21 protein-coding genes, 1 other RNA gene and 1 pseudogene are annotated in these 20,238 nt (G+C 64.9%); 9 read left to right on the top strand and 14 right to left on the bottom strand.

The annotated features are described in order from the left end of the window. Positions 1-621 (top strand): annotated as a pseudogene (locus tag BM222_RS03110) (phosphomannomutase/phosphoglucomutase); the annotation flags it as partial. A gap of 166 nt (positions 622-787) precedes the next feature. Here BM222_RS03110 and BM222_RS03115 read toward each other — a convergent pair. The 9 genes from BM222_RS03115 to BM222_RS03160 form a co-directional block, all read right to left on the bottom strand. Continuing rightward, a complete protein-coding gene (locus tag BM222_RS03115; RefSeq protein ID WP_092226838.1) occupies positions 788-1,297 on the bottom strand; it encodes an Lrp/AsnC family transcriptional regulator in 510 nt (169 codons plus the stop codon). Between the two features lie 67 nt (positions 1,298-1,364). Next, complete coding sequence (locus BM222_RS03120; RefSeq protein WP_092226839.1) at positions 1,365-2,318, bottom strand: sugar kinase; 954 nt, start codon at positions 2,316-2,318, stop codon at positions 1,365-1,367. 8 nt (positions 2,319-2,326) lie between these two features. Further along, entirely contained in the window at positions 2,327-3,265 is a 939-nt protein-coding gene (gene nudC, locus BM222_RS03125; RefSeq protein ID WP_092226840.1) for an NAD(+) diphosphatase, read from the bottom strand. An 11-nt stretch (positions 3,266-3,276) separates the two neighbouring features. Then, positions 3,277-3,696, bottom strand: coding sequence for an HIT domain-containing protein (locus BM222_RS03130; RefSeq protein ID WP_092226841.1), 420 nt, complete (start codon positions 3,694-3,696; stop codon positions 3,277-3,279). Between the two features lie 152 nt (positions 3,697-3,848). Continuing rightward, positions 3,849-4,976: a muconate cycloisomerase family protein gene (locus BM222_RS03135; RefSeq protein ID WP_092226842.1), complete on the bottom strand. Its 1,128-nt coding sequence runs from the start codon at positions 4,974-4,976 to the stop codon at positions 3,849-3,851. Then, positions 4,973-5,728: an SDR family NAD(P)-dependent oxidoreductase gene (locus BM222_RS03140; protein ID WP_092226843.1), complete on the bottom strand. Its 756-nt coding sequence runs from the start codon at positions 5,726-5,728 to the stop codon at positions 4,973-4,975. Before BM222_RS03140 ends, BM222_RS03135 begins: the two co-directional genes overlap by 4 nt. Beyond that, the gene (locus BM222_RS03145) at positions 5,728-6,522 is read right to left on the bottom strand and encodes an amino acid ABC transporter ATP-binding protein (RefSeq protein ID WP_092226844.1); all 795 of its coding nucleotides are present in this window, start codon (positions 6,520-6,522) and stop codon (positions 5,728-5,730) included. The genes BM222_RS03140 and BM222_RS03145 overlap by 1 nt, the downstream gene beginning before the upstream one ends. Beyond that, complete coding sequence (locus tag BM222_RS03150; RefSeq protein WP_092226845.1) at positions 6,519-7,181, bottom strand: amino acid ABC transporter permease; 663 nt, start codon at positions 7,179-7,181, stop codon at positions 6,519-6,521. The genes BM222_RS03145 and BM222_RS03150 overlap by 4 nt, the downstream gene beginning before the upstream one ends. Before the next feature lie 223 nt (positions 7,182-7,404). Then, positions 7,405-8,259 (bottom strand): transporter substrate-binding domain-containing protein, encoded by an 855-nt coding sequence (locus BM222_RS03160; RefSeq protein WP_092226846.1) that lies wholly within the window; start codon positions 8,257-8,259, stop codon positions 7,405-7,407. A gap of 183 nt (positions 8,260-8,442) precedes the next feature. On the opposite strand from BM222_RS03160, the gene ffs reads away from it, so the two are divergent. From ffs to BM222_RS03185, 5 genes are all read left to right on the top strand, one after another. Beyond that, positions 8,443-8,539: signal recognition particle sRNA small type (gene ffs / locus BM222_RS03165), an RNA gene on the top strand. A 93-nt stretch (positions 8,540-8,632) separates the two neighbouring features. Further along, entirely contained in the window at positions 8,633-10,474 is a 1,842-nt protein-coding gene (locus BM222_RS03170) for a DNA polymerase III subunit gamma/tau (RefSeq protein WP_092226847.1), read from the top strand. Between the two features lie 109 nt (positions 10,475-10,583). After that, positions 10,584-10,904 carry a YbaB/EbfC family nucleoid-associated protein gene (locus BM222_RS03175; RefSeq protein WP_092226848.1) on the top strand — a complete coding sequence of 107 codons (321 nt, stop codon included), beginning with the start codon at positions 10,584-10,586 and terminating at the stop codon, positions 10,902-10,904. A 1-nt stretch (position 10,905) separates the two neighbouring features. After that, complete coding sequence (gene recR / locus BM222_RS03180; RefSeq protein WP_027561562.1) at positions 10,906-11,508, top strand: recombination mediator RecR; 603 nt, start codon at positions 10,906-10,908, stop codon at positions 11,506-11,508. A gap of 26 nt (positions 11,509-11,534) precedes the next feature. Beyond that, positions 11,535-11,969: a hypothetical protein gene (locus BM222_RS03185; RefSeq protein WP_092226849.1), complete on the top strand. Its 435-nt coding sequence runs from the start codon at positions 11,535-11,537 to the stop codon at positions 11,967-11,969. A 121-nt stretch (positions 11,970-12,090) separates the two neighbouring features. Here BM222_RS03185 and BM222_RS03190 read toward each other — a convergent pair whose 3' ends face one another. The 3 genes from BM222_RS03190 to BM222_RS03200 all read right to left on the bottom strand — a co-directional run bounded on the left by BM222_RS03190 (position 12,091) and on the right by BM222_RS03200 (position 15,278). Continuing rightward, positions 12,091-13,455 (bottom strand): AmpG family muropeptide MFS transporter, encoded by a 1,365-nt coding sequence (locus BM222_RS03190; RefSeq protein WP_092226850.1) that lies wholly within the window; start codon positions 13,453-13,455, stop codon positions 12,091-12,093. Between the two features lie 179 nt (positions 13,456-13,634). Continuing rightward, positions 13,635-13,937 (bottom strand): GIY-YIG nuclease family protein, encoded by a 303-nt coding sequence (locus tag BM222_RS03195; protein WP_092226851.1) that lies wholly within the window; start codon positions 13,935-13,937, stop codon positions 13,635-13,637. A gap of 135 nt (positions 13,938-14,072) precedes the next feature. Further along, positions 14,073-15,278, bottom strand: a complete 1,206-nt coding sequence (locus BM222_RS03200; RefSeq protein WP_092226852.1) for a DNA recombination protein RmuC — start codon at positions 15,276-15,278, stop codon at positions 14,073-14,075. 170 nt (positions 15,279-15,448) lie between these two features. Between BM222_RS03200 and def the strand changes: the two genes are divergently transcribed. The 3 genes from def to truA all read left to right on the top strand — a co-directional run bounded on the left by def (position 15,449) and on the right by truA (position 17,961). After that, the gene (def, locus tag BM222_RS03205; protein ID WP_092226853.1) at positions 15,449-15,973 is read left to right on the top strand and encodes a peptide deformylase; all 525 of its coding nucleotides are present in this window, start codon (positions 15,449-15,451) and stop codon (positions 15,971-15,973) included. 206 nt (positions 15,974-16,179) lie between these two features. Next, on the top strand, positions 16,180-17,103 hold the full coding sequence (gene fmt, locus BM222_RS03210) for a methionyl-tRNA formyltransferase (protein WP_092226854.1): 924 nt from the start codon (positions 16,180-16,182) through the stop codon (positions 17,101-17,103). A 120-nt stretch (positions 17,104-17,223) separates the two neighbouring features. Beyond that, entirely contained in the window at positions 17,224-17,961 is a 738-nt protein-coding gene (truA, locus tag BM222_RS03215; protein WP_092226855.1) for a tRNA pseudouridine(38-40) synthase TruA, read from the top strand. 163 nt (positions 17,962-18,124) lie between these two features. On the opposite strand, the gene dapE is transcribed toward truA, so the two are convergent. Both dapE and dapD read right to left on the bottom strand, forming a co-directional pair. Further along, the gene (gene dapE / locus BM222_RS03220) at positions 18,125-19,291 is read right to left on the bottom strand and encodes a succinyl-diaminopimelate desuccinylase (protein ID WP_092226856.1); all 1,167 of its coding nucleotides are present in this window, start codon (positions 19,289-19,291) and stop codon (positions 18,125-18,127) included. Positions 19,292-19,299: 8 nt separating this feature from the next. Then, the gene (gene dapD, locus BM222_RS03225) at positions 19,300-20,145 is read right to left on the bottom strand and encodes a 2,3,4,5-tetrahydropyridine-2,6-dicarboxylate N-succinyltransferase (RefSeq protein ID WP_092226857.1); all 846 of its coding nucleotides are present in this window, start codon (positions 20,143-20,145) and stop codon (positions 19,300-19,302) included. Between the last annotated feature and the right edge of the window lie 93 nt (positions 20,146-20,238).

Below are 20,238 nucleotides of genomic sequence, written 5' to 3' on the forward strand. Positions count from 1 at the left end.
GACGCGCAGTTCATCGTCGACGTCAAGTCGACCGGACTGTTCGTCACCGATCCAGTGCTGCAGAAGCAAGGCGCAAAGACCGCCTATTGGAAGACCGGCCATTCCTACATGAAGCGCCGCACCAACGAGACCGGCGCGCTCGCGGGCTTCGAGAAATCAGGCCATTTCTTCTTCAACAAGCCTTATGGCCGCGGCTATGACGACGGTCTCGTTTCGGCAATCGCGATCTGCGACATGCTCGATCGCGCGCCCGGCAAGTCGATGGCCGACCTCAAGAACGCACTGCCAAAAACCTGGTCGTCCCCGACCATGTCGCCGCATTGCGCCGACGAGGTGAAGTATGGCGTCATCGACAAGGTTGTGAAGCACTTCGAGGACTTGCAGGCGAAGGGCGCCAAGATCGGCGATCAGGCGATCCGCGATCTCGTTACCGTCAACGGCGTGCGGGTCACCGTCGAGGACGGCAGCTGGGGCCTGGTGCGCGCGTCCTCGAACAAGCCCGAACTCGTGGTCGTGGTCGAGAGCCCGGTCTCCGAGCAGCGCATGCACGACATGTTCGAGATGGTGAACAGCGTGCTGCGCACCCATCCGGAAGTCGGCGAGTACAATCAGAAGATTTGAGGTTTGGCCGCGGCGCTCGCGCTTTGCCGCCTTCGCTGCTGTCATCACCCGCGAAAGCGGGTGATCCAGCATTCCAGAGGCGGTCGTTGGATACGGAGAGGTCAGGCGTACTGGATCGCCCGGTCAAGCCGGGCGATGACAGTTGTCGTGTGGTGAGCCCTGAAAGCTACGCCGCCACCACGGCCGGGATCGGCAGCGCCGTGACCGACTTGATCTTCTCCATCGCGAAGCGGGAGGTGACGTTCTTCAAAGGCACGGCGGCGATCAGCTTCTTGTAGAAGACGTCATAGGCCTGCATGTCGGCGACCACGACGCGCAGCATGTAGTCGACATCGCCCGCCATGCGGTAGAATTCCATCACTTCGGGCATGGCGCTGACCGCTTCGGCGAACTTCTTCAGCCAGGCGTCGGAATGATCGGAGCTCTCCACCGAGACGAACACCGAGATGCCGAGCCCGATCTTGTTCTGATCGACCAGCGCCACCCGCTTCAGGATCACGCCGTCAGCCTCCAGGCGCTGGATACGCTTCCAGCAGGGTGTCGAGGACAGGCCGACGCGGTCGCCGATTTCGGCGACGGACAGGGAGGCATCCTCCTGGAGCACCATCAGGATCTTGCGGTCGATGGCGTCGAGGCGGCGGCTGGTCTCGGGGATCTGGACAGCGAGGTCAGTCATTTGAAGAACTTTGTTCCATTTCAGGGGTCCATTTCCCTCATATAGAGAAAATCCTTCTATAGCAAGCCTATAATATTGTCGGCCGGTCATGCGTGCGCTCTCGGTCGCCGCGCAAAAGCTCTTCAACTTCAACGCGTTGCGGAGCGGCCAGACCGCCGCCATGGCGGGTGCATTTCAGAGCTGCGGCAGCCGCGGCGAATCGCAGCGCCTCCCTGATGGCCCCGCCTTCGGCGAGCCGGAGCGTGAAGGCGCCATGGAAGACGTCGCCTGCGCCAAGGGTATCCACGGCCGCGATCGGAAACGCAGGCGTCTCCTCCAGCGTATCAGCCTCGCTGAGCCAGATCGTGCCGCGCGGGCCGCGGGTCGCGGCGAGGAAGGCGGGCGTCAGCCTGGCCAGGCGCTTCAACGCCTCGCCGTCGTCGGCGATTCCTGAGGTTTCCTGAAGCTGCTCGCTGGCAAACAGCAGATGCGAGGCAGCCGTGAGCAGGCCGTCGGTGAGCGCCATCGCGCGATCGACGCCGACGATGACGGGAATGCCGCGCCGGCGCGCTTCGGTGCAGAGATCGATGCAGAAGGTGCCGCAGCGGCTCTCGACCAGGACAGCCCCACAATCGGCGAGGAGTTCGTCCGCCTCAGGCAGCTTCACAGTCCACAGCGCGGGATCGCGATAGATCGTCAGCGTCCGTTCGCCTGATGCGTCGATGATGATCGCGGAGACGGGTGTGGCCGCATCAGGTATGCGCACGATGTGCGCGGTCTCGATCCCCTCGCGGGTCATCCGCTCGAGGACAAACCCGCTCGACGTCTCTCGCGCATCGCCCATCGGTCCGGCAAACGCGACACGGCCGCCGAGTCGCACCATCGCGATCGCGGCATTGAGCGCGTTGCCGCCGCAGATCTCGGCGAGGTGCGTGGCGTTGGCCTTGCTTCCGCGTTCCGGCACGGCCTCGACCCGAAAGGTGAGGTCGCGCACGGGAATGCCGATGCAGAGGATCCGCGGCGCGATCCCTGACGCAGCCATCGGCGCTCCTAGCTCTTGTCGTGCACCCAGCGGCCAAGCAGATGATGCGCGATTGCGAACGGATGCGGGCCGGCGAGCCCGTCGGGATGGGTCCGCGTCAGCATCAGCGCCGCCTCCTGACGCGTGAACCAGCGGGCGTCCTCGAGCTCGGAATGGTCGACGACGATGTCTTCGTTCAGCGCCCGCGCGCTGCAGCCGATCATCAGCGAGGACGGATAAGGCCAAGGCTGCGTCATGTAATACCGCACGTCGCTGCAGCGGATGCCCGACTCTTCCAGGATCTCGCGGCGGACCGCGTCCTCGATGGTCTCGGCGGCCTCGACGAAGCCCGCGAGGCAGGAATACATGCCCGGCGGAAACTGCTTCTGGCGGCCGAGCAGGCATTTGTCACCAGAGGAGACGTGCATGATCACGACCGGGTCGGTGCGCGGAAAATGCTCGGCCTTGCACGCCGGGCACTCGCGCTTCCAGCCGCCTTCCTTCATCGCGCTGCGCGTGCCGCAATTGGCGCAATAGCCGTGGCGCTGGTGCCAGCCGACCATCGACTTCGCCATCGCGATCGCCGACAGTTCCTCGGGCGGGATCGCGCCCTGCATCGCCATGCCGCGCAGCTCGGTGACGGTGTAGTCCTCGCGTCCGACAAGTTTTTCGGCGGCAGCCTGCGAGAGGCCCATGCCGAAGATCGCGGCGCCGTCGCGCAAGCCCAGAAAGATCGTGCCGGGATTGGCGCCGCATTTCAGCGCCTCGTCGATCGAGAGCAGCGCGCGGGCCTTGTCGCCGTCGCGCTTCACCAGCAGCGAGTCGCGATAGACGACATAGGCGCGCGACGACGGCTTCTGCTCCATCGCGAACAGTTTTTCGTCATCGCGGCGCAGATGCGCGGCGCGATCGAGGATGTTGGTGACGAAGGCCGGTTGTCCCAGCGGGAAGGAGTCGAATGCTGACATTTATTGTTCTTTCAACCCAGCCAGATTTTTCGGCGAAGCGCGCTGATGAAATTCTGCACCTCGGTGGCATCATGCGCCAAGGGCGGCATCACGCCCCACACCGGCCGCGGCCAGGCCGCGTCGCTGGTGCGGCGTGCGATGATGTGGACGTGAAGCTGCGGCACCAGGTTGCCGAGCGCTGCGACATTGAGCTTATCGCATTTGGTGATCTCTTTCAGCGCGCGCGAGACGCGGGAGATTTCCGTCATCAACTGGGCCTGTTGTACCTCGTCGAGATCGATGATCTCGACCGCATCCGCGCGCCGCGGCACCAGCAGCAGCCAGGGATAATGCGCGTCCTTGATGACGAGCACTTTCGACAGCGGCAAATCGCCGATGTCGATGGTGTCCTCTTTCAGGCGGGAGTGCAGCGACCAGGCGGGATCGGACATGGAGGTTTCCGGATGGCCCGGCGGGAGGCGGGCGTGTTGGGTCCAACCATACGATAACGATTCCGATAGGGGAAGGATCGTGCCCCGCTGTCACCGCATACACGGTCGTCGTCCCGGGTCTGCGCCGAGGCTTGCCCGGAACGGCCAGCGGCTTACGCCTCCGCGAGCACCCGCGCGTTGGCGCGGATCGAAGTCTCGCTGACACGAACCCCGAGTCCCGGTCCATCCGGCACGACGACGTGACCCGCGCGGTTGGCGACGCGTTCCTCGAGCACGTCCTCGGTCAGCACGTGATGCGGCATATAGAACTCGCAGCCGAGCGAGATACCTGGCGTCGCTGCGATCAGCTGCGTGCCGGCGGCAAGGCCGATGCCGCCCTCCCACAGCGTGCCGCCATAGCCGGGCAGGCCGGCGATGTCGGCGACCGCCATGATCGCCTGCGCCTCGAACAGGCTGCCAGCCTTCATCAGCTTGATCGAGACGGCATCGGCCGCCTCGCGTCGCACCACCTCCATCATGTCGCGGCGATCGAAGCAGCTTTCATCGGCGAGCACGGGCGTTTCCAACGCCGCTGTGAGCTGCGCCATCACATCGAGAAATTTGCGCGGGACCGGCTGCTCGATGAAGGCCGGCGCGAACTCCTCGACCTCGCGCAGGATCTTGATCGCGCCGAACGGCGCCAGGGCCTGGTTGTAGTCGACGCGCAGATCGACCTTGTCGCCGAATTCTTTCCTGATCGCTTCGAGATGATCGAGATCCTCGCGATGCGGCTTCACGCCGGTCTTGACTTTGTAGATGACGTTGCCGTCCGGAACCATCATCCGCATGCGTTCGAGGTCGGCAGCGAAATCAGGATCGGCGATCGAGAACGACAGCGGGATCGTGTCGCGCACGCGGCCGCCGAGGAGATCGGCAACCGACAGCCCCGACGCCTTGCCGACGATGTCGAGCATTGCCATCTCGATTGCGACCTTGGCCTCCGCATGGCCGACCAATGCGCGGTCGAGCTCCGCCATCAGCGCGCGGATGCGGCGCACGGATTTTCCGCGCAGGATTGGCCTCAAGTAGATGTCGAGGGCGGCGAACGCCGCTTCGGCAGTTCCCGTGAACACCTCCCATGGGGCCGCCTCGCCCCAGCCGATCACGCCGTCGCTGGAGGTCAGCTCGATCAACACGCGCTTCACGGCGCCCTTGACGTTGCCGACGCCTTGCAGGCGCGCCATCTTGATCGGGCTCTCGATCAGGAACAGCCTGATGCGTTCGATGGTCGCTTCGGTCATGTCAGGCCTCCATTGACGTGCCAGACCTGGCCGGTCACGTAGGATGCTTTCGGGGACGACAGGAAGGCGATGATCTCGGCGACTTCTTCCGGTCGCCCGCGGCGTCGCATCGGGATCAGCGCCTCGGTCGCCGCGATCTGCTCGGGCGACAGCCGGCTCTCGCTCGGCCTGTCCTTGACGATGAGGCCCGGTGCAACCGCGTTGACGGTGATCGCGTCTTTCGCGAGCTCGACGGCGGTGAGCCGCACCAGCGCTTCCAGCGCGGAGCGGCTCGCGGCGGTCGCCGCGAAGGGCGCAAATTCGGGCCGGATCGCATGCGCGACGAAGGATGACACTGCGACGATGCGCGCGTCTTGCCCCGCACGCAGCAGCGGAAGCGCGGCCTCGACCATTCGCGTGAACGCCAGCGCCGATTCATCCATCGCCTGACGAAACTGATCCGCCGGCGTGCCGATGGCGCTGCCACGGCGGGCGTGGCCGCCGACCAGGATCAATCCGTCCAGCCGGCCAAAGGCGCGTTGGGTGGCGGCGATGGCGTCGGTGACGGCTGGTTGCTCGGCGAGATCGCCGAGGCACTGTTCGACGACAGCGCCCGTCGCTTCGGCTTCCGCCGCGGCGGCATCGAGACCCTCTGCGTTCGCGCGCGTGTGGAGCAGCAGAGCCGTGCCGGGTGCCGCCAGCAGCTTTGCGGTGGCGCGACCGATGCCGCTGGCGGCACCGGTGACGAGATAGACGCGATCGATATCCGGCATCACGGTGCCGCGTTGGCCGGCGGCAGCGCGCCGGTTCGGTGGAAATGACTGAGGAAGGCGCGCGTCGCGGCCTCCTGGGGATTGTCGATCACCTGCCGCGCTGGCCCTTCCTCGACGACCACACCGTCGCGCATGAAGATCAGGCGGTCGGCGACCTCGCGGGCAAAGGCGATCTCGTGAGTGACGATCACCATGGTCATGCCTTCGGAGGCCAACTGCTGGATCACGTTCAGCACCTCGCCGACGAGCTCGGGATCGAGCGCGGAGGTCGCCTCGTCGAACAGCATCACGTCAGGCTCCATCGCCAGCGCGCGCGCGATCGCAACGCGCTGCTTCTGGCCACCGGAGAGCGTCGCCGGATATTGGTCCGCCTTCTCGGCAAGGCCGACCTTGGCGAGTTGCGCACGCGCAAGCTTCTCGGCGTCCGCCTTGGCCATGCGCCGCACCGTGACCGGGCCCTCCATCACGTTCTCGAGCGTCGTCATGTGCGGGAACAGATTGAAGTGCTGGAACACCATGCCGGTGGTGGCGCGGAACTTTGCGAGTGTCTTCACATCAGGCAGCTTTGTGCCTGCGCCGAATGAAAAACTGGTGTCGCCGACCCGGACGCTGCCGCCGTCGGGCACTACCAGAAGATTGATGCAGCGGAGAAGCGTCGACTTGCCCGAGCCCGAGGGACCGATCAGCGCAACCACGCCGCCCTTGGCCACGCCGAGATTGATGTTCTTCAGGACCTCGTTGCTGCCGAAGCTCTTGCGCAGGCCTCGGATCTCGATCTTTTGCGTCTCGCTCATTCGCTGACCGCCAGTCGCTTCTCGCCGCGGCGGACGATGATGGTGAGCGGAATCAGGATCGCAGCGTAGGCGACGGCGACCGCGGTGTAGGTCTCCAGCGGCCGGTAGCTGTCATGGGCCGCGACCTGGCTCTGGTAGACCAGGTCGGGCACCGCCAGCACCGAGACCAGCGAGGTGTTCTTGAACTGGATGATCGACTGGTTCATCAGCGCCGGAATCATGCGCTTGATCGCCTGCGGCAGCACGATGCGGCGCATGCTCTGGCCCGGCGTCATGCCGAGCGCGGCGCCGGCTTCCGATTGGCCCTTGTCGATCGAGATGATGCCGCCGCGGATGATCTCCGAATAGAACGAGCCACCATAGAGCGAGAGCGCCAGCGCCGACGCCGTGATCGGCGTCATCTCGACGCCTGCGAGGATCGGCAGCGCGTAATAGAACCAGATCAGCTGCACCAGGATCGGCGTGCAGCGGAACGCTTCGATGAAGCTGAGGGCAACCAGACGCAGCGGCTTGAAGCGCGACAGGGTGCCGAACGCGCCGAGCAGGCCGAAGGCGAGCCCGAGCAGCACGATCACCACGGTGAAGCCGACGGTGACGCCGAGGCCGTTGAGAAAGAGCCAGCGATAGCTCCAGAGGATGCCGAAGTCCCACTGATACATATTTTCTTGGACCTCAGTCGAGAAGTGGCTTGGAAAGCTTGAGCCGCGCGCTCGGTGCACCTCTCCCTGATGCGGGAGAGGTCGGCGCGAAGCGCCGGGTGAGGGTTCTATCCTCTAGGGGAGTCTCCCTGGAGGAGACACCCTCACCCCGGCCCTCTCCCGCAAGCGGGAGAGGGAGTGGAGCGGCGCGCGCGGATCGAGACTGCCCCAAGTTTGCGATGCCTTACAACGAAACGCCCGGCGGAATGTCCGCTTCGGTCACGCCCACCAGCTCCATGTTGGTGATGATGGCGTTGCGGATGAAGCCGAGGCCCTTGTTGAAGTCGATCCAGGTGTTGACGTAGTCGCGGAAGGTCTTGTCGTTCTCGCGGCGGAAGCCGGCATTCGAGGTCGTCGCGAAGATCGGCGTCGGCAGCACGAACTGGCCGAGCGAGGGGTTCTTCTTCAGCACCGTCAGCGACAGCATGGTGATCAGGCACTGCGCGTCGACGCGGCCGGTCTGCAGCGCGGCGGTGGCATCGTCGGCGGTCTTGAGCCGTGAGATCTGCGCCTTCGGCGTCAGGCGGCTGACGACCTGGTCGTGCGACGAGCCCTGGTCGACCGCGATCTTGACCTCGGGCGAGTTCAGCTCGGCCCAGGTCTTGGGCTTGAAGTCCTTCTTGCACAGGATGCCGAAGGCGTTGTTGAAGACGGGCACCGAAAAGTCGACCACCAGCGCGCGCTTCGGGGTCGGATTCAGGCCGAAGAAGATGTCGATCTTGTTGGACTGCAGATCGAGCACCGAATTGCCCCAGGTGGTTTCGGTGATTTCGAGCTCGGCCTCCATGTCGTCGGCGAGCGCCTTGGCGATGTCGATGTAGAAGCCCTTCCACTGGCCGCTGGAAAGATCCTTCATGTAATAGGGCGCGCCGCCGCCGACCGCGCCGATCCGCATCTTCTTGGTGCGGCGGATGCGGGCAAAGGTCGATTCGTTGGGATCGGCCGCCTGGGCCACGGCCTTCGAGGCCAGCGCGCCGGCGGTTGCCGCGCCGATGGCGCCAAGTCCGACAATCGATGCAACATCACGACGTGTAACCATTGGGGTCAATCGCTTTTCTGGTTGGGTGGAGTTCCGGCAGGCTTCTTAGCAATGCGGCGGAGCCCGCGAAAGCACAGCCTGTCGGCTGGGCAGACCTGGAATTGCCCGGATGCTGGGCAAGATCAAGCTGGACAATGTGATACCCGCTTGCGTTCCCGTCCTTTTGGCTCCAAATAGGGACCGGGAGATTGGCGGTGGACGAGCCACTCGCCAACCGGGTCAGGTCCGGAAGGAAGCAGCCCTAACGAGGTCCGGATCGGGTCGCTCGTCAGTCTCCTACCTGTTTTTTCGAGCAAATGCGCCGGCGGGGGGCCTCGCCGGCGCGCTCCTTTCCGCAAAAGCCGGTGAGAGACATTTCATTGCGGATCGACCTATGACCGACGCTGGCGCCCCTTCGAACCCTGATAGCGCCGGCCAGGCCGGCAACGCGCCTTACCGGGTTCTGGCACGCAAATACCGTCCCTCGAGCTTCGACGATCTGATCGGCCAGGAGGCCGTGGTCCGCACCGTCTCCAATGCGTTCGAGACCGGGCGGATTCCGCAGGCCTGGATTCTCACCGGCGTCCGCGGTGTCGGCAAGACCACCACCGCGCGTATTCTCGCCCGGGCGCTCAACTACGAGATGCCGGACGGTTCGGTGAAGGGCCCGACCATCCACATGCCCACGCTTGGCGTGCATTGCCAGGCGATCATGGAAAGCCGTCACATGGACGTGCTGGAGATGGACGCGGCATCGCACACCGGCGTCGACGACGTCCGCCAGATCAATGACAGCGTGCGCTACGCGCCGGCCAGCGCCCGCTACAAGGTCTACATCATCGACGAAGTCCACATGCTGTCGACGGCGGCGTTCAACGCCTTCCTGAAGACGCTGGAGGAGCCGCCGGAACACGCCAAGTTCGTGTTCGCCACGACCGAGATCCGGAAGGTTCCGGTCACCGTGCTGTCGCGCTGCCAGCGCTTCGACCTGCGCCGTGTCGAGGCCGACGTGCTGATGAAGCACCTCGCCAATATCGCCGCGAAAGAAAGCGTCGAGATCGAGCCGGAAGCGCTCGGCATCATCGCGCGCGCCGCCGAAGGCTCGGTGCGCGATTCGCTGTCGCTGCTCGACCAGGCCATTGCGCATGCGGCCGGCGCCGTGAAAGCCGATGCGGTCAGGCAAATGCTGGGGCTTGCCGACCGCACCCGCGTCATCGATCTGTTCGATTCGCTGGCGCGCGGCGACATCGCAGCCGCCTTCAAGGAATTCCGCGACCAGTATGACGTCGGCGCCGATCCGATCGTGGTGCTGTCGGACCTCGCCGAATTCGTCAATTTCGTCACCCGCGTGAAGATCGTGCCGGCGACCGCGGACAACGTCGCCTATGGCGAGACCGAGCGGGTGCGCGCGAAGGATTTCGCCTCGAAGATCTCGATGCGCGTGCTGTCGCGGATGTGGCAGATGCTGCTCAAGGGCATCACCGAGGTGCAGGCCGCCACGCGGCCCGCGGCGGCCGCCGAGATGGTGCTGGTGCGCATCGCCTATGTCGCTGATCTCCCGACGCCCGATGAAGCGATCCGGATGCTGGAGCAGAACGGTGGCGGCTCGCCGGTGGTGAACGCCGGGGGGGCCGCGCGTGGCGCTGCGCCGACGGCTCCGATGGCCGCCGCGGCGCCGGTTGTCTCAGCCCCGCCGGTTCGCATGCCGACATCGTCGCCCTCCGCATTCGGCGGTGCGGCGCGGCCGCAGATGGCGGCGCCTGCGCCGGATCCGCAGGCGGCTGCGCCTCAGTTGCGCATCACGAGCTTCACCCAGCTCGTCGCGCTTGCCAGCCAGAAGCGCGACGTCATGACCAAGGCGGCGCTCGAAGGCGACATGCGCCTCGTTCGCTTCGAGGAGGGCCGGCTCGAAATCGCGCTCGAGCCGAACGCCTCGAAGACCATGATCACCGAATTGGCACGAAAATTCGAGATGTGGACCGGCCGACGCTGGACCATCATCGTGTCCAACGAGCAGGGTCAGCCGACGCTGCGCTCGATGAACCAGGCGGCAAAGCAGGAACATGCGCGCACCGCCGAGGCCGATCCGCGCGTGCAGGAGGTGCTGTCGCGCTTCCCCGGTGCAAAGATCGTCGAGGTCCGCAGGCTTGCCCCCGAGACGCCGGCCTCCAATATTAATGCCGACTACGGCTCTGACGATCCGCCCGACGGTTCCGACGCCGACGACGATCTCTAGAGCATGATCCGGAAAAGCGTGCAGCGGTTTTCCGATGGGATCATGCTCAAACAAAATGCTAAAGCGCGTTTGATCGCGCTTTAGCCACTCTTTCCAAGGACGGACACCCATGGCTGATTTTCTCGGCATGATGAAGCAGGCAGCGCAGCTGCAATCCAAGATGCAGGAGATGCAGGAATCTCTCGCCAATGTGGAGGTCGAGGGTATTTCCGGCGGAGGTCTCGTCGCCGTGCGCATGACTGCGAAGATGGACGTCAAGGGCATCAAGATCGATCCTTCGCTGATGAAGGCCGAGGAGCGCGAGGTGCTGGAAGACCTGCTCGTCACCGCGCTCGGGGATGCCCGCCGCAAGGCGGAGACGGCGATGCAGGAGAAGATGCAGTCTCTCACCGGCGGGCTCGGCCTGCCGCCGGGGCTGTTCGGCCAGTAAAATGGGCGCCGTTGCAGGTCCTGAAATCGAGCGGCTGGTCCAGCTTCTCGCACGGCTGCCGGGTTTGGGCCCGCGCTCCGCGCGGCGCGCCGCGCTGCACCTGATCAAAAAGCGCGAAGCGCTGATGATGCCGCTGTCATCAGCCTTGCAGGTCGCGCTCGACAAGGTCCAGGTCTGCAAGACCTGTGGCAACATCGACACGCAGAATCCCTGCACCGTCTGCACTGACCCCAAGCGTGATCCGGCGATCATCGTCGTGGTTGCCGACGTCGCCGATCTCTGGGCGCTGGAGCGGGCCAATGCGACCCAGGGGCGCTACCATGTGCTGGGCGCGACGCTGTCGCCGCTCGACGGAGTCGGTCCGCAGGACCTCACCATCGATGCGCTGGTCGCGCGTGCCCATGCCGCCGAGGTGCACGAGATCATTCTCGCGCTGAATGCGACGGTCGACGGCCAGACCACGGCGCATTACATCACCGACCTGCTTCAGGACGCCAACGTCAAGGTCACCCGTCTGGCCCATGGTGTGCCCGTCGGGGGCGAGCTTGATTATCTCGATGAGGGTACGCTATCGGCCGCCATGCGGCAGCGGACCCTGTTCTAGCCATCCAGACTTACGGAACGGACGACATGACGAAACTCTTCGCCACACGCCTGGCTTTGCTCGCGACGATGCTGCTGGCCGTCACACCGGCCGTCTCTGCGCAGCAGGACGACGAGGCGGCGCCGGCCTCGAAGCCCGGCAGGCCGATCAGCACCGGCGAGGTGCTCTCGGGCGAGCTGAACGCCATGAAGATTCGCGACGTCAAGAACGCCGGCAAGCGGATCGCGATGTACCAGATCACCTCCGAGCCGCGCCGCCTGCCGGCGCCGAGCGGGCTGTGCGATCTGGAGACGGGGCCCGAAACCTTCCAGCTCGTCACCTCCAGCGACGCGCAGGCCTCGCAGCTGAAATCGTTCGTCGGCAAGGAGATCTCCGTCAAGGTCGATGAAATCGCCTGCGCCAGCGATCCCGGCCAGATGAGCGAGGCCGTGGTGACGAAGTGGAGTCTGGTGAAGAAGTAGGGAGCGCGACGGCTCTCTCCGTCGTCATTGCGAGGAGCTCTTGCGACGAAGCAATCCGGAGTGTTTCCGCGGAAAGTTTCTGGCTTGCTTTCGGTCGCAATGACGAAGGAGAGAGGCGGGCCTACACCCTTACCGGCCCCAGCGCCTCGAAATGCCCGCGCTTCTGCAGCCAGGTCAGCAGCACCAGGCTCGGGATCGCCACCAGCACGCAGATCAAGAAGAACAGCGGCCAGCCGGTCGCGGCAGCCACGAAGCCGGCGCCTGACGAGAGATAGGTGCGCCCCACTGCCGCGAGCGCGGTGAGCAGCGCATATTGCGTCGCCGTGTGCAGCGGGTTCTGGCACAGCGCGGAGAGATAGGCGACGAAGATCACGGTGCCGATGGCGCTGGTGAAGTTCTCGGCGCAGATCGCGAGCGCCAGGGCCCATTGATTGGTGCCGACCAATGCGAGCCAGGAGAAGGTGAGGTTGGCCAGCGCCTGAACCACGCCGCCGATCCAGAGCGAGGTTGCGAGCGAGTAACGCCGCGCGACAAAACCGCCGGCAAAGCCTCCGATCAGCGTCGCGGCGAGACCGACGCCCTTCACGATCGCCGCGTAGTCGTTGCGCGTGAAGCCGAGGTCGATCACGAACGGTGCGGTCATGGTGCCGGAGAATGCGTCGGTGAACTTGAACAGCACGACGAAGGCAAGCGCGGTGAGCGCGTCCTTGCGCGACAGGAATTCGGAGAAGGCACCAATCGCTGCGTGGGACACGCGCGTGAACGCGGTGTCTTCGTGCGTCGCGGCTTCCGCCCGCACCGATTGCTCAGGCTCGGTTGCAACCAGTGCCGTGATCGTTCCGATCAGCACCATCGCCGCCATCACCACATAGCCCCACATCCAGGCTGACGGACGCGGAATACCGGTGCCCTCGAAGCCGGAGACGATGAACAGCGCGCCCGCGGTCGAGACCAGCATACCGATGCGATAGGCGGCGACATAGGCCGCCATGCCGGCCGCCTGCTCGCTTTCGGGCAGGCTCTCGACGCGGAAGGCGTCGACCACGATGTCCTGCGTCGACGACGTCGTCGCCACCAGCAGCGCCCCAAGCGCGACGTAGAACGGCGAGCTTGCAGGATCGGTCATCGCCAGCAGCAGGATCGCGACGATCAGCAGCATCTGCGAAAACACCAGCCAGCCGCGGCGCCGCCCGAAGACCTGCGTGAACAGGGGCACATGCATCGCATCCACCAGCGGCGCCCACAAAAATTTCAGCGTGTAGGGTGTGCCGACCAGCGCAAACAGCCCGATGGTCTTGAGATCCACGCCGGCTTCCCGCATCCACACCAGCAGCGTCGAGCCGGACAGCGCCAGCGGCAGCCCCGAAGAAAACCCGAGGAACAGCACGATCAGCACCCGCGGTTGCAGGTACACGGCCAGACTGTCGCGCCAGGAGGTCGCGGGGGTCTCGGAGCCGGCGGGCGAGGTCGCGTCGGGTGCGGTCATGGAGAGGTGTTAGCAGATTCTGGGGGAAAAGACTCGCGGCGACAGTGTGGCGGGAATGCCTTCGGCACTCTCAGTGTCATCGTCCGCGAAGGCGGACGATCCAGTATTCACCAGCACCTCGGTTCAATCGCGCCCGCCGCGGCGTACTGGATGCCCCGCCTTCGCGGGGCATGACACCTTCATGGTGGCCCGGCTATCCCGGGATACAGATCATCCCAGTTCGGGTTGTCTTTCTCGATCAATCGGACCTTCCAGGCCCTGTTCCACTTCTTCAGCCGCTTCTCCCGTTTGATCGCGTTCTCGGGATCATCGAATTGCTCGAAGTAGACCAGCTTCACGACGCCGTAGTGCTTTGTGAAACTCTCGACCAATTGCAATTTGTGTTCAGCCACACGGCGGATCAGATCATTTGTCACGCCGATATACAGCGTACCGCCGACTTTGCTGGCGAGAATGTAGACGTAGTAGGAGCGTGCGCCCATCTGCCCGCCTTTCACTCCGCTGTCATCGTCCGCGAAGGCGGACGATCCAGTAATCGCCAGCGTCTCGATTCAGCAACGACTGTCACGGAGTACTGGATGCCCCGCCTTCGCGGGGCACGACAGTGTGCCCCAATCTCACTCCCCCGCCTGGAGCTTCCTCGGGAACAGCTCCGGTGCGCCGCCCGTGGACACCAACCGCGGCCCCTCCGCCGGTGCATCGGTCTTGCTGAAATCGAGCTCCTCGATCCGGCCTGCGCGCTTCTCGATCTTGTCGGCGGAGATCAGGATCTGGCGGACGTCCTCGTTGGCGTCGGCGAAGTGCTTCTGGAGTTTCAGCACGCGGTCGCGCAGGCGACCGAGATCGTCGCCGAGCTTGATCACCTCGGTCTGGATCTGGTCGGCGGCATCGCGCATCCGCGCGTCCTTCATGATCTGCTGCATCACCTGGATCGCGAGCATCAGCAGCGAGGGCGAGACCAGCACGACCTTGGCGCGATAGGCCTTCTGGATCACGTCGTCGAAGCCGTCATGGATCTCGGCGTAGACCGATTCCGACGGCACGAACATCAGCGCCATCTCCTGGGTCTCGCCCGTGACGAGGTATTTTTCGGCGATGTCGCTGACATGTTTCATCACGTCGCCGCGCAGCCGCTGCGTGGCACTGCGTCGCTCCTCGTCAGTGCGGGCGTCGTGCAGCGCGGTCATCGCTTCCAGCGGAAATTTCGCGTCGATGCAGAGCGGGCGCTGGTCGGGCAGGAATACGACGCAGTCGGGCCGTTTTCCCGTCGAGAGCGTGTACTGGAACTCGTAAGCGCCCTTGGGCAGGCCGTCCTGGACGATCGCCTCCATTCGCGCCTGGCCGAAGGCGCCGCGCGACTGCTTGTTGGCGAGCACGTCGCGCAAGGTCGTCACTTGCGTGGTGAGGTCGGTGAGGTTCTTGTGCGCGCTGTCGATGATGCCGAGCCGCTCGTGCAGCGCGCGCAGGCTCTCCATGGTGTTGCGGGTCGAGTGTTCCATCGACTGGCCGACGCGATGGGTCACCGAATCCAGCCGCTCGTTGACGGCCCGCGCCATCTCGGCCTGCCGTCCAGCCAGCGCCTGCGTCATGGCGTCGACCCGGCCGGAGGCCTCAGCTTGGGCGTGCAGCAGCTGGGCGAGCCGCTCCTCGAGCTCGTCGGCCCGGATCGCGCCTGCCATCGCCAGTTCCGCGCCACGCCGCCCGGATCTGGCGATCACGACGGCAATCACCACCAGCAGGATGAGGACGAGGGCGCCGAAGCCGATCAGTGCATCGAACCCGCGTACCGGCCAGTCGCCCAGCATGAAAATGATCTCGTTCATGCCTGTCCTTCTAGCCGATTCGCCACGGACTACGAACGAATAGCGAACATTTGCGTTGATCGATCCCTCATTTTTATGGTTAACCAAGGGTGAAGTTTTATGGTTAGCGGAGGGTTAACGCGTTCCCGGCCGCATTGACCCGATGTCGCGCGCGGCTTAAATCGCCCGCCATGGCCCTCAGAGAAATCATCATCCTGCCCGACAAGCAGCTGCGTCTGATCTCCAAGCCGATCGAGAAGGTCACGCCGGAGATCCGCAAGCTTGCCGACGACATGTTCGAGACCATGTATGACGCGCCCGGCATTGGCTTGGCGGCGATCCAGATCGCGCAACCGCTGCGGCTGATCACGATGGATCTCGCCAAGCCCAACCAGGATGGCGAGACCAAGCCGGAGCCGCGCGTCTTCATCAATCCGGAGATCATCGCCTCGTCTGAAGACCTGTCGGTCTACGAGGAAGGCTGCCTGTCGATTCCCGAATATTACGAGGAGGTCAAACGTCCCGCGAAAGTGCGCGTGCGCTTCACGGACCTCGACGGCAAGGTGCACGAGGAGGACGCCGAAGGCCTCTACGCCACCTGCATCCAGCACGAGATCGACCATCTCAATGGCGTGCTGTTCGTCGACTATCTCTCGAAGCTCAAGCGCGACCGCGTGATGAAGAAGTTCGAGAAAGCCGCCAAGCGCGCGGAGTAAGTTGTAAGCGACAGGTGCTGCCCCACGCTCCGCTGCGCTCCCTCCCCCCCTTGCGGGGGAGGGCGGGGGGAGGGGGGTGGCCCAGGAAAGACTGTAACTGGGGCGAAGAACTGATCCGCGCTTGAATTGAGAGAGAGCGCGTCGTGTGGCACTCCCCTCCCTAGCCCTCCCCCACAAGGGGGGAGGGAACGTACCGAGTCCTTGTCATGCCCCTTCGCCTGATCTTCATGGGCACGCCCGATTTCTCCGTGCCGACGCTGCTCGAGCTGGTCGCGCATGGCCACGAGATCGTGGCCGTCTATACCCGCGCGCCGAAGCCGGGCGGCCGGCGCGGTCTGCAATTGCAGCCGACGCCCGTTGAAGAGGCCGCGCGAAAACTCGGCGTGCCCGTGCTGACACCGAAGACGTTGAAGACGCAGGAAGCGCTGGCCGAATTCAGCGCCTTTGAAGCCGACGCCGCCGTCGTCGTTGCCTATGGCATGATCCTGCCGCAGGCGATTCTCGATGCGCCGAAGCTCGGCTGTTACAATCTGCATGCCTCGCTCTTGCCATGCTGGCGCGGTGCCGCTCCCATCAACCGCGCGATCATGGCCGGCGATGCCGAGAGCGGCGTGATGGTGATGAAGATGGATGTCGGTCTCGATACCGGCGACGTCGCCATGGCCGAGCGTCTCGCGATTTCAGACAACATGACTGCGGCGGATCTGCATGATCGCCTTTCTCGGCTCGGCGCCGATCTGATGGTGCGCGCGATGGCCGCGCTCGACCGCGGCGGCCTCCAGCTGAAAAAGCAGAGCGAAGAGGGCGTCACTTACGCCGCCAAGATCGACAAGGCCGAGGCGCGGATCGACTGGAGCAGGCCCGCGCGTGCGGTGCTGCGCCACATTCACGGCCTGTCGCCGTTTCCCGGCGCCTGGGCCGAGCTTGAGAATGCGCGCGTCAAGATCCTGCGTTGCGAGTTGGCGAAGGGCGCGGGCGAGCCGGGCGCGGTGCTCGACGCCCAGCTCACGATCGCCTGCGGCGAGGGCGCGATCCGCGTCCTCGAGCTGCAGCGCGAGGGCAAAGGCCGGATGCAAGCGGCGGACTTTCTACGCGGCGTGCCGTTGATGCCAGGAGCCAAATTCACCTAACGCTGTCATACCCCGCGAAGGCGGGGTATCCAGTACGTCGAGGCTTCTCAGCTGAACGGAGATGTCTCGGAGTACTGGATCGCCCGGTCAAAGCCCGGCGATGACACCACCCGGATTGAGATGCCCCGCTACAAGCTCACCCTCGAATATGACGGCGCGCCGTTCTTCGGCTGGCAGGTGCAGGACACGCTGCCGTCGGTGCAGGGCGCGCTGCAAGCCGCGGTGAAGGCGATGACCGGCGCGGATGTGCGGGTGCACGGCGCCGGCCGCACCGATGCGGGCGTGCATGCGCGTGGCCAGGTTGCGCATGTCGATATCGACAAGCAGTTTCCGCAGGGCCGTTTTCGCGATGGCCTCAATGCGCATCTGCGCCCGCATCCGGTGGCGGTGCTCGAAGCCGAGATCGTCCCTGATACGTTCGAGGCGCGCTTCTCGGCCGTGAAGCGTCACTATCGCTATCGCATCATCAACACCCGCGCCAATCTCGCGCTCGATGTCGGCCATGCCTGGCGCGTGCCGCGCCGGCTCGACTCTGATGCGATGCATGCGGCTGCTCAACGCCTGCTCGGCAAGCACGATTTCACGACGTTTCGCGACACCGAGTGCCAGGCGAAGTCGCCGGAGAAGACGCTCGACCAGCTCGACGTGCTGCGCGACGGGCGAGAGGTCATCATCGTCACCTCGGCGCGCTCGTTCCTGCACAGCCAGGTGCGCTCGATGGTGGGCTCGCTGGTCTGGGTCGGCGAAGGCCGCTGGAGCGCCGACGATCTCTCCGCGGCGCTCGCGGCGCGCAACCGCTCCGCCTGCGGCATCGTCGCCCCGCCCGAGGGGCTGTATCTGATGAAGGTGGATTATTGAGGCGCGGGAGCGTGCGCTCTCGCCATATTCTCGGTGTCATGCCCCGCGAAGGCGGGGCATCCAGTACTCCGCGGCCTCTCGGTGCTGTCACTGCTGTCTCGGAGGACTGGATCGCCCGGTCAAGCCGGGCGATGACAGCAGTGTTTGTGGAGGCAGTTGCCCTTCAACCAAAATACCTTGCCAAGATCCCGCGATAGACCTTGGTCAGGTTCTCCAGATCCGCCACCGGCACGCGCTCGTTGACCTGGTGCATGGTCTCGCCGACCAGGCCGAACTCGATCACCGGGCAATAGCTCGAGATGAAGCGCGCATCCGAGGTGCCGCCTGAGGTCGACAGCTCCGGTTTGCGGCCCGTCACCTCTTCGATCGCGGACACGGCGAGATCGGTGAACGGCCCCGGCTTGGTCACGAACACGTTGGAATTCGAGGGCTCCCAGACGATGCGGGCCTTGATGCGATTGCCGCAGGCCTTGGCGAGACGCGATTCGACCAGCTCGCGCAAGGATGCCTGCGTATGGTTGTCGTTGTAACGGATGTTGAATCTGGCGCGGGCCTCGCCGGGGATGACGTTGAAGGCCTTGTTGCCAACGTCGACCGAGACGAATTCGAGGTTGGAGGCCTGGAATTGCGCGCTGCCATTGTCGAGCGGCTCGTCGGAGATTGCTACGATCAGGCGCGAGATGTCAGGGACCGGATTGGCCGCGCGGTGCGGATAGGCGACGTGGCCCTGCACGCCGTCGACATACAGCGTGCCGGATTGCGAACCGCGGCGGCCGACCTTGATGGTATCGCCCAGCGTCTCGACATTGGAGGGCTCGCCGAGCACGCAATGGTCGAACGTCTCGCCGCGCTCGGCAGCCCATTTCAGCAGCTTGATCGTGCCGTTGATGGAAACGTCTTCCTCGTCGCCGGTGATCAGGAACGAGATCGAACCCTTGCCGTCCGGGCGTGGCTTGCCGCCGTTCGCGGCGAGATGCTCCAGTACGGCGGCGACCGAGCAGGCGATGCCGCCCTTCATGTCGACCGCGCCGCGGCCGTGCAGAAAACCGTCCTTCACCTCGCCGGAGAACGCGCCGACGCTCCAGGCGCTCTCGTCGCCGGGCGGCACCACGTCGGTATGGCCGGCAAAGGTGATGTGCGGCGCTTCAGCACCGATCCGCGCATAGAGATTGTCGATATCGGCGGTCCCGTCCTCGCTGAAGGTCACGCGGTGACAAATGAAGCCTGCAGCGTTCAGCACCTTTTCAAGCACGCCGAGTGCGCCGGCGTCTTCAGGGGTTACCGAGGGGCAGCGGATGAGGTCGCGGGCAATGGAGAGGGCATCGGTCATGTGCCGCCTTAATCCCGCAGCAGCTCGTTGATGCTGGTCTTCGACCGCGTGCGCTCGTCGACGCGCTTGACGATCACGGCGCAGGCGGTGCTCGGGCCGATCTGGCCGTTCTTCATGGGCTTGCCGGGCAGCGCGCCGGGTACCACCACTGAATATTCGGGCACCTCCCCCATGAAGACCTCGCCGGTCTCGCGATCGACGATCTTGGTCGAGGCGCCCAGGAACACGCCCATGGACAGCACGGCGCCCTTGCGCACGATGACGCCCTCGGCGACCTCGCTGCGCGCGCCGATGAAGCAATCGTCCTCGATGATCACGGGCTCGGCCTGGAGTGGCTCGAGCACGCCGCCGATGCCGGCGCCGCCGGAGATGTGCACGCGCTTGCCGATCTGCGCGCAGGAGCCGACCGTGGCCCAGGTATCGACCATGGTGCTCTCATCGACGTAGGCACCGAGATTGACGAAGGACGGCATCAGCACGACGTTCTTGGCGATGAAGGCGGAGCGGCGCACCACCGCGCCCGGCACCGCGCGAAAACCGGCGTCGCGAAAACGGTTCGGGCCCCAGCCTTCGAACTTCGAGGGCACCTTGTCCCACCAGTTCGCCTGGCCCGGGCCGCCGGGAATGACGTCCATGTCGTTGAGACGGAAGGACAGCAGCACGGCCTTCTTGAGCCACTGGTTGACCTTCCACTTGCCGTCGGCGCCGCGCTCGGCGACGCGCGCCTCGCCCTTGTCCAGGGTCTCCAGCGCCTGGGTCACGGCCTCGCGGACTTCACCCTTGGTCGAGGTCGAGATGGTCTCACGCGCGTCGAAGGCGCTGTTGATCGTGGACTCCAGGGCGGACAGGGACATCGGATTTCCTCGTGGGATCGGGCAAATTTGATGGATTGGGGGCTTTTTCGGGATTTGGACGGGCGGAGTCAAGCTTGGTGCGCTGTCATCACC

This window comes from Bradyrhizobium sp. Gha (assembly GCF_900113735.1).
GTDB lineage: Bacteria > Pseudomonadota > Alphaproteobacteria > Rhizobiales > Xanthobacteraceae > Bradyrhizobium.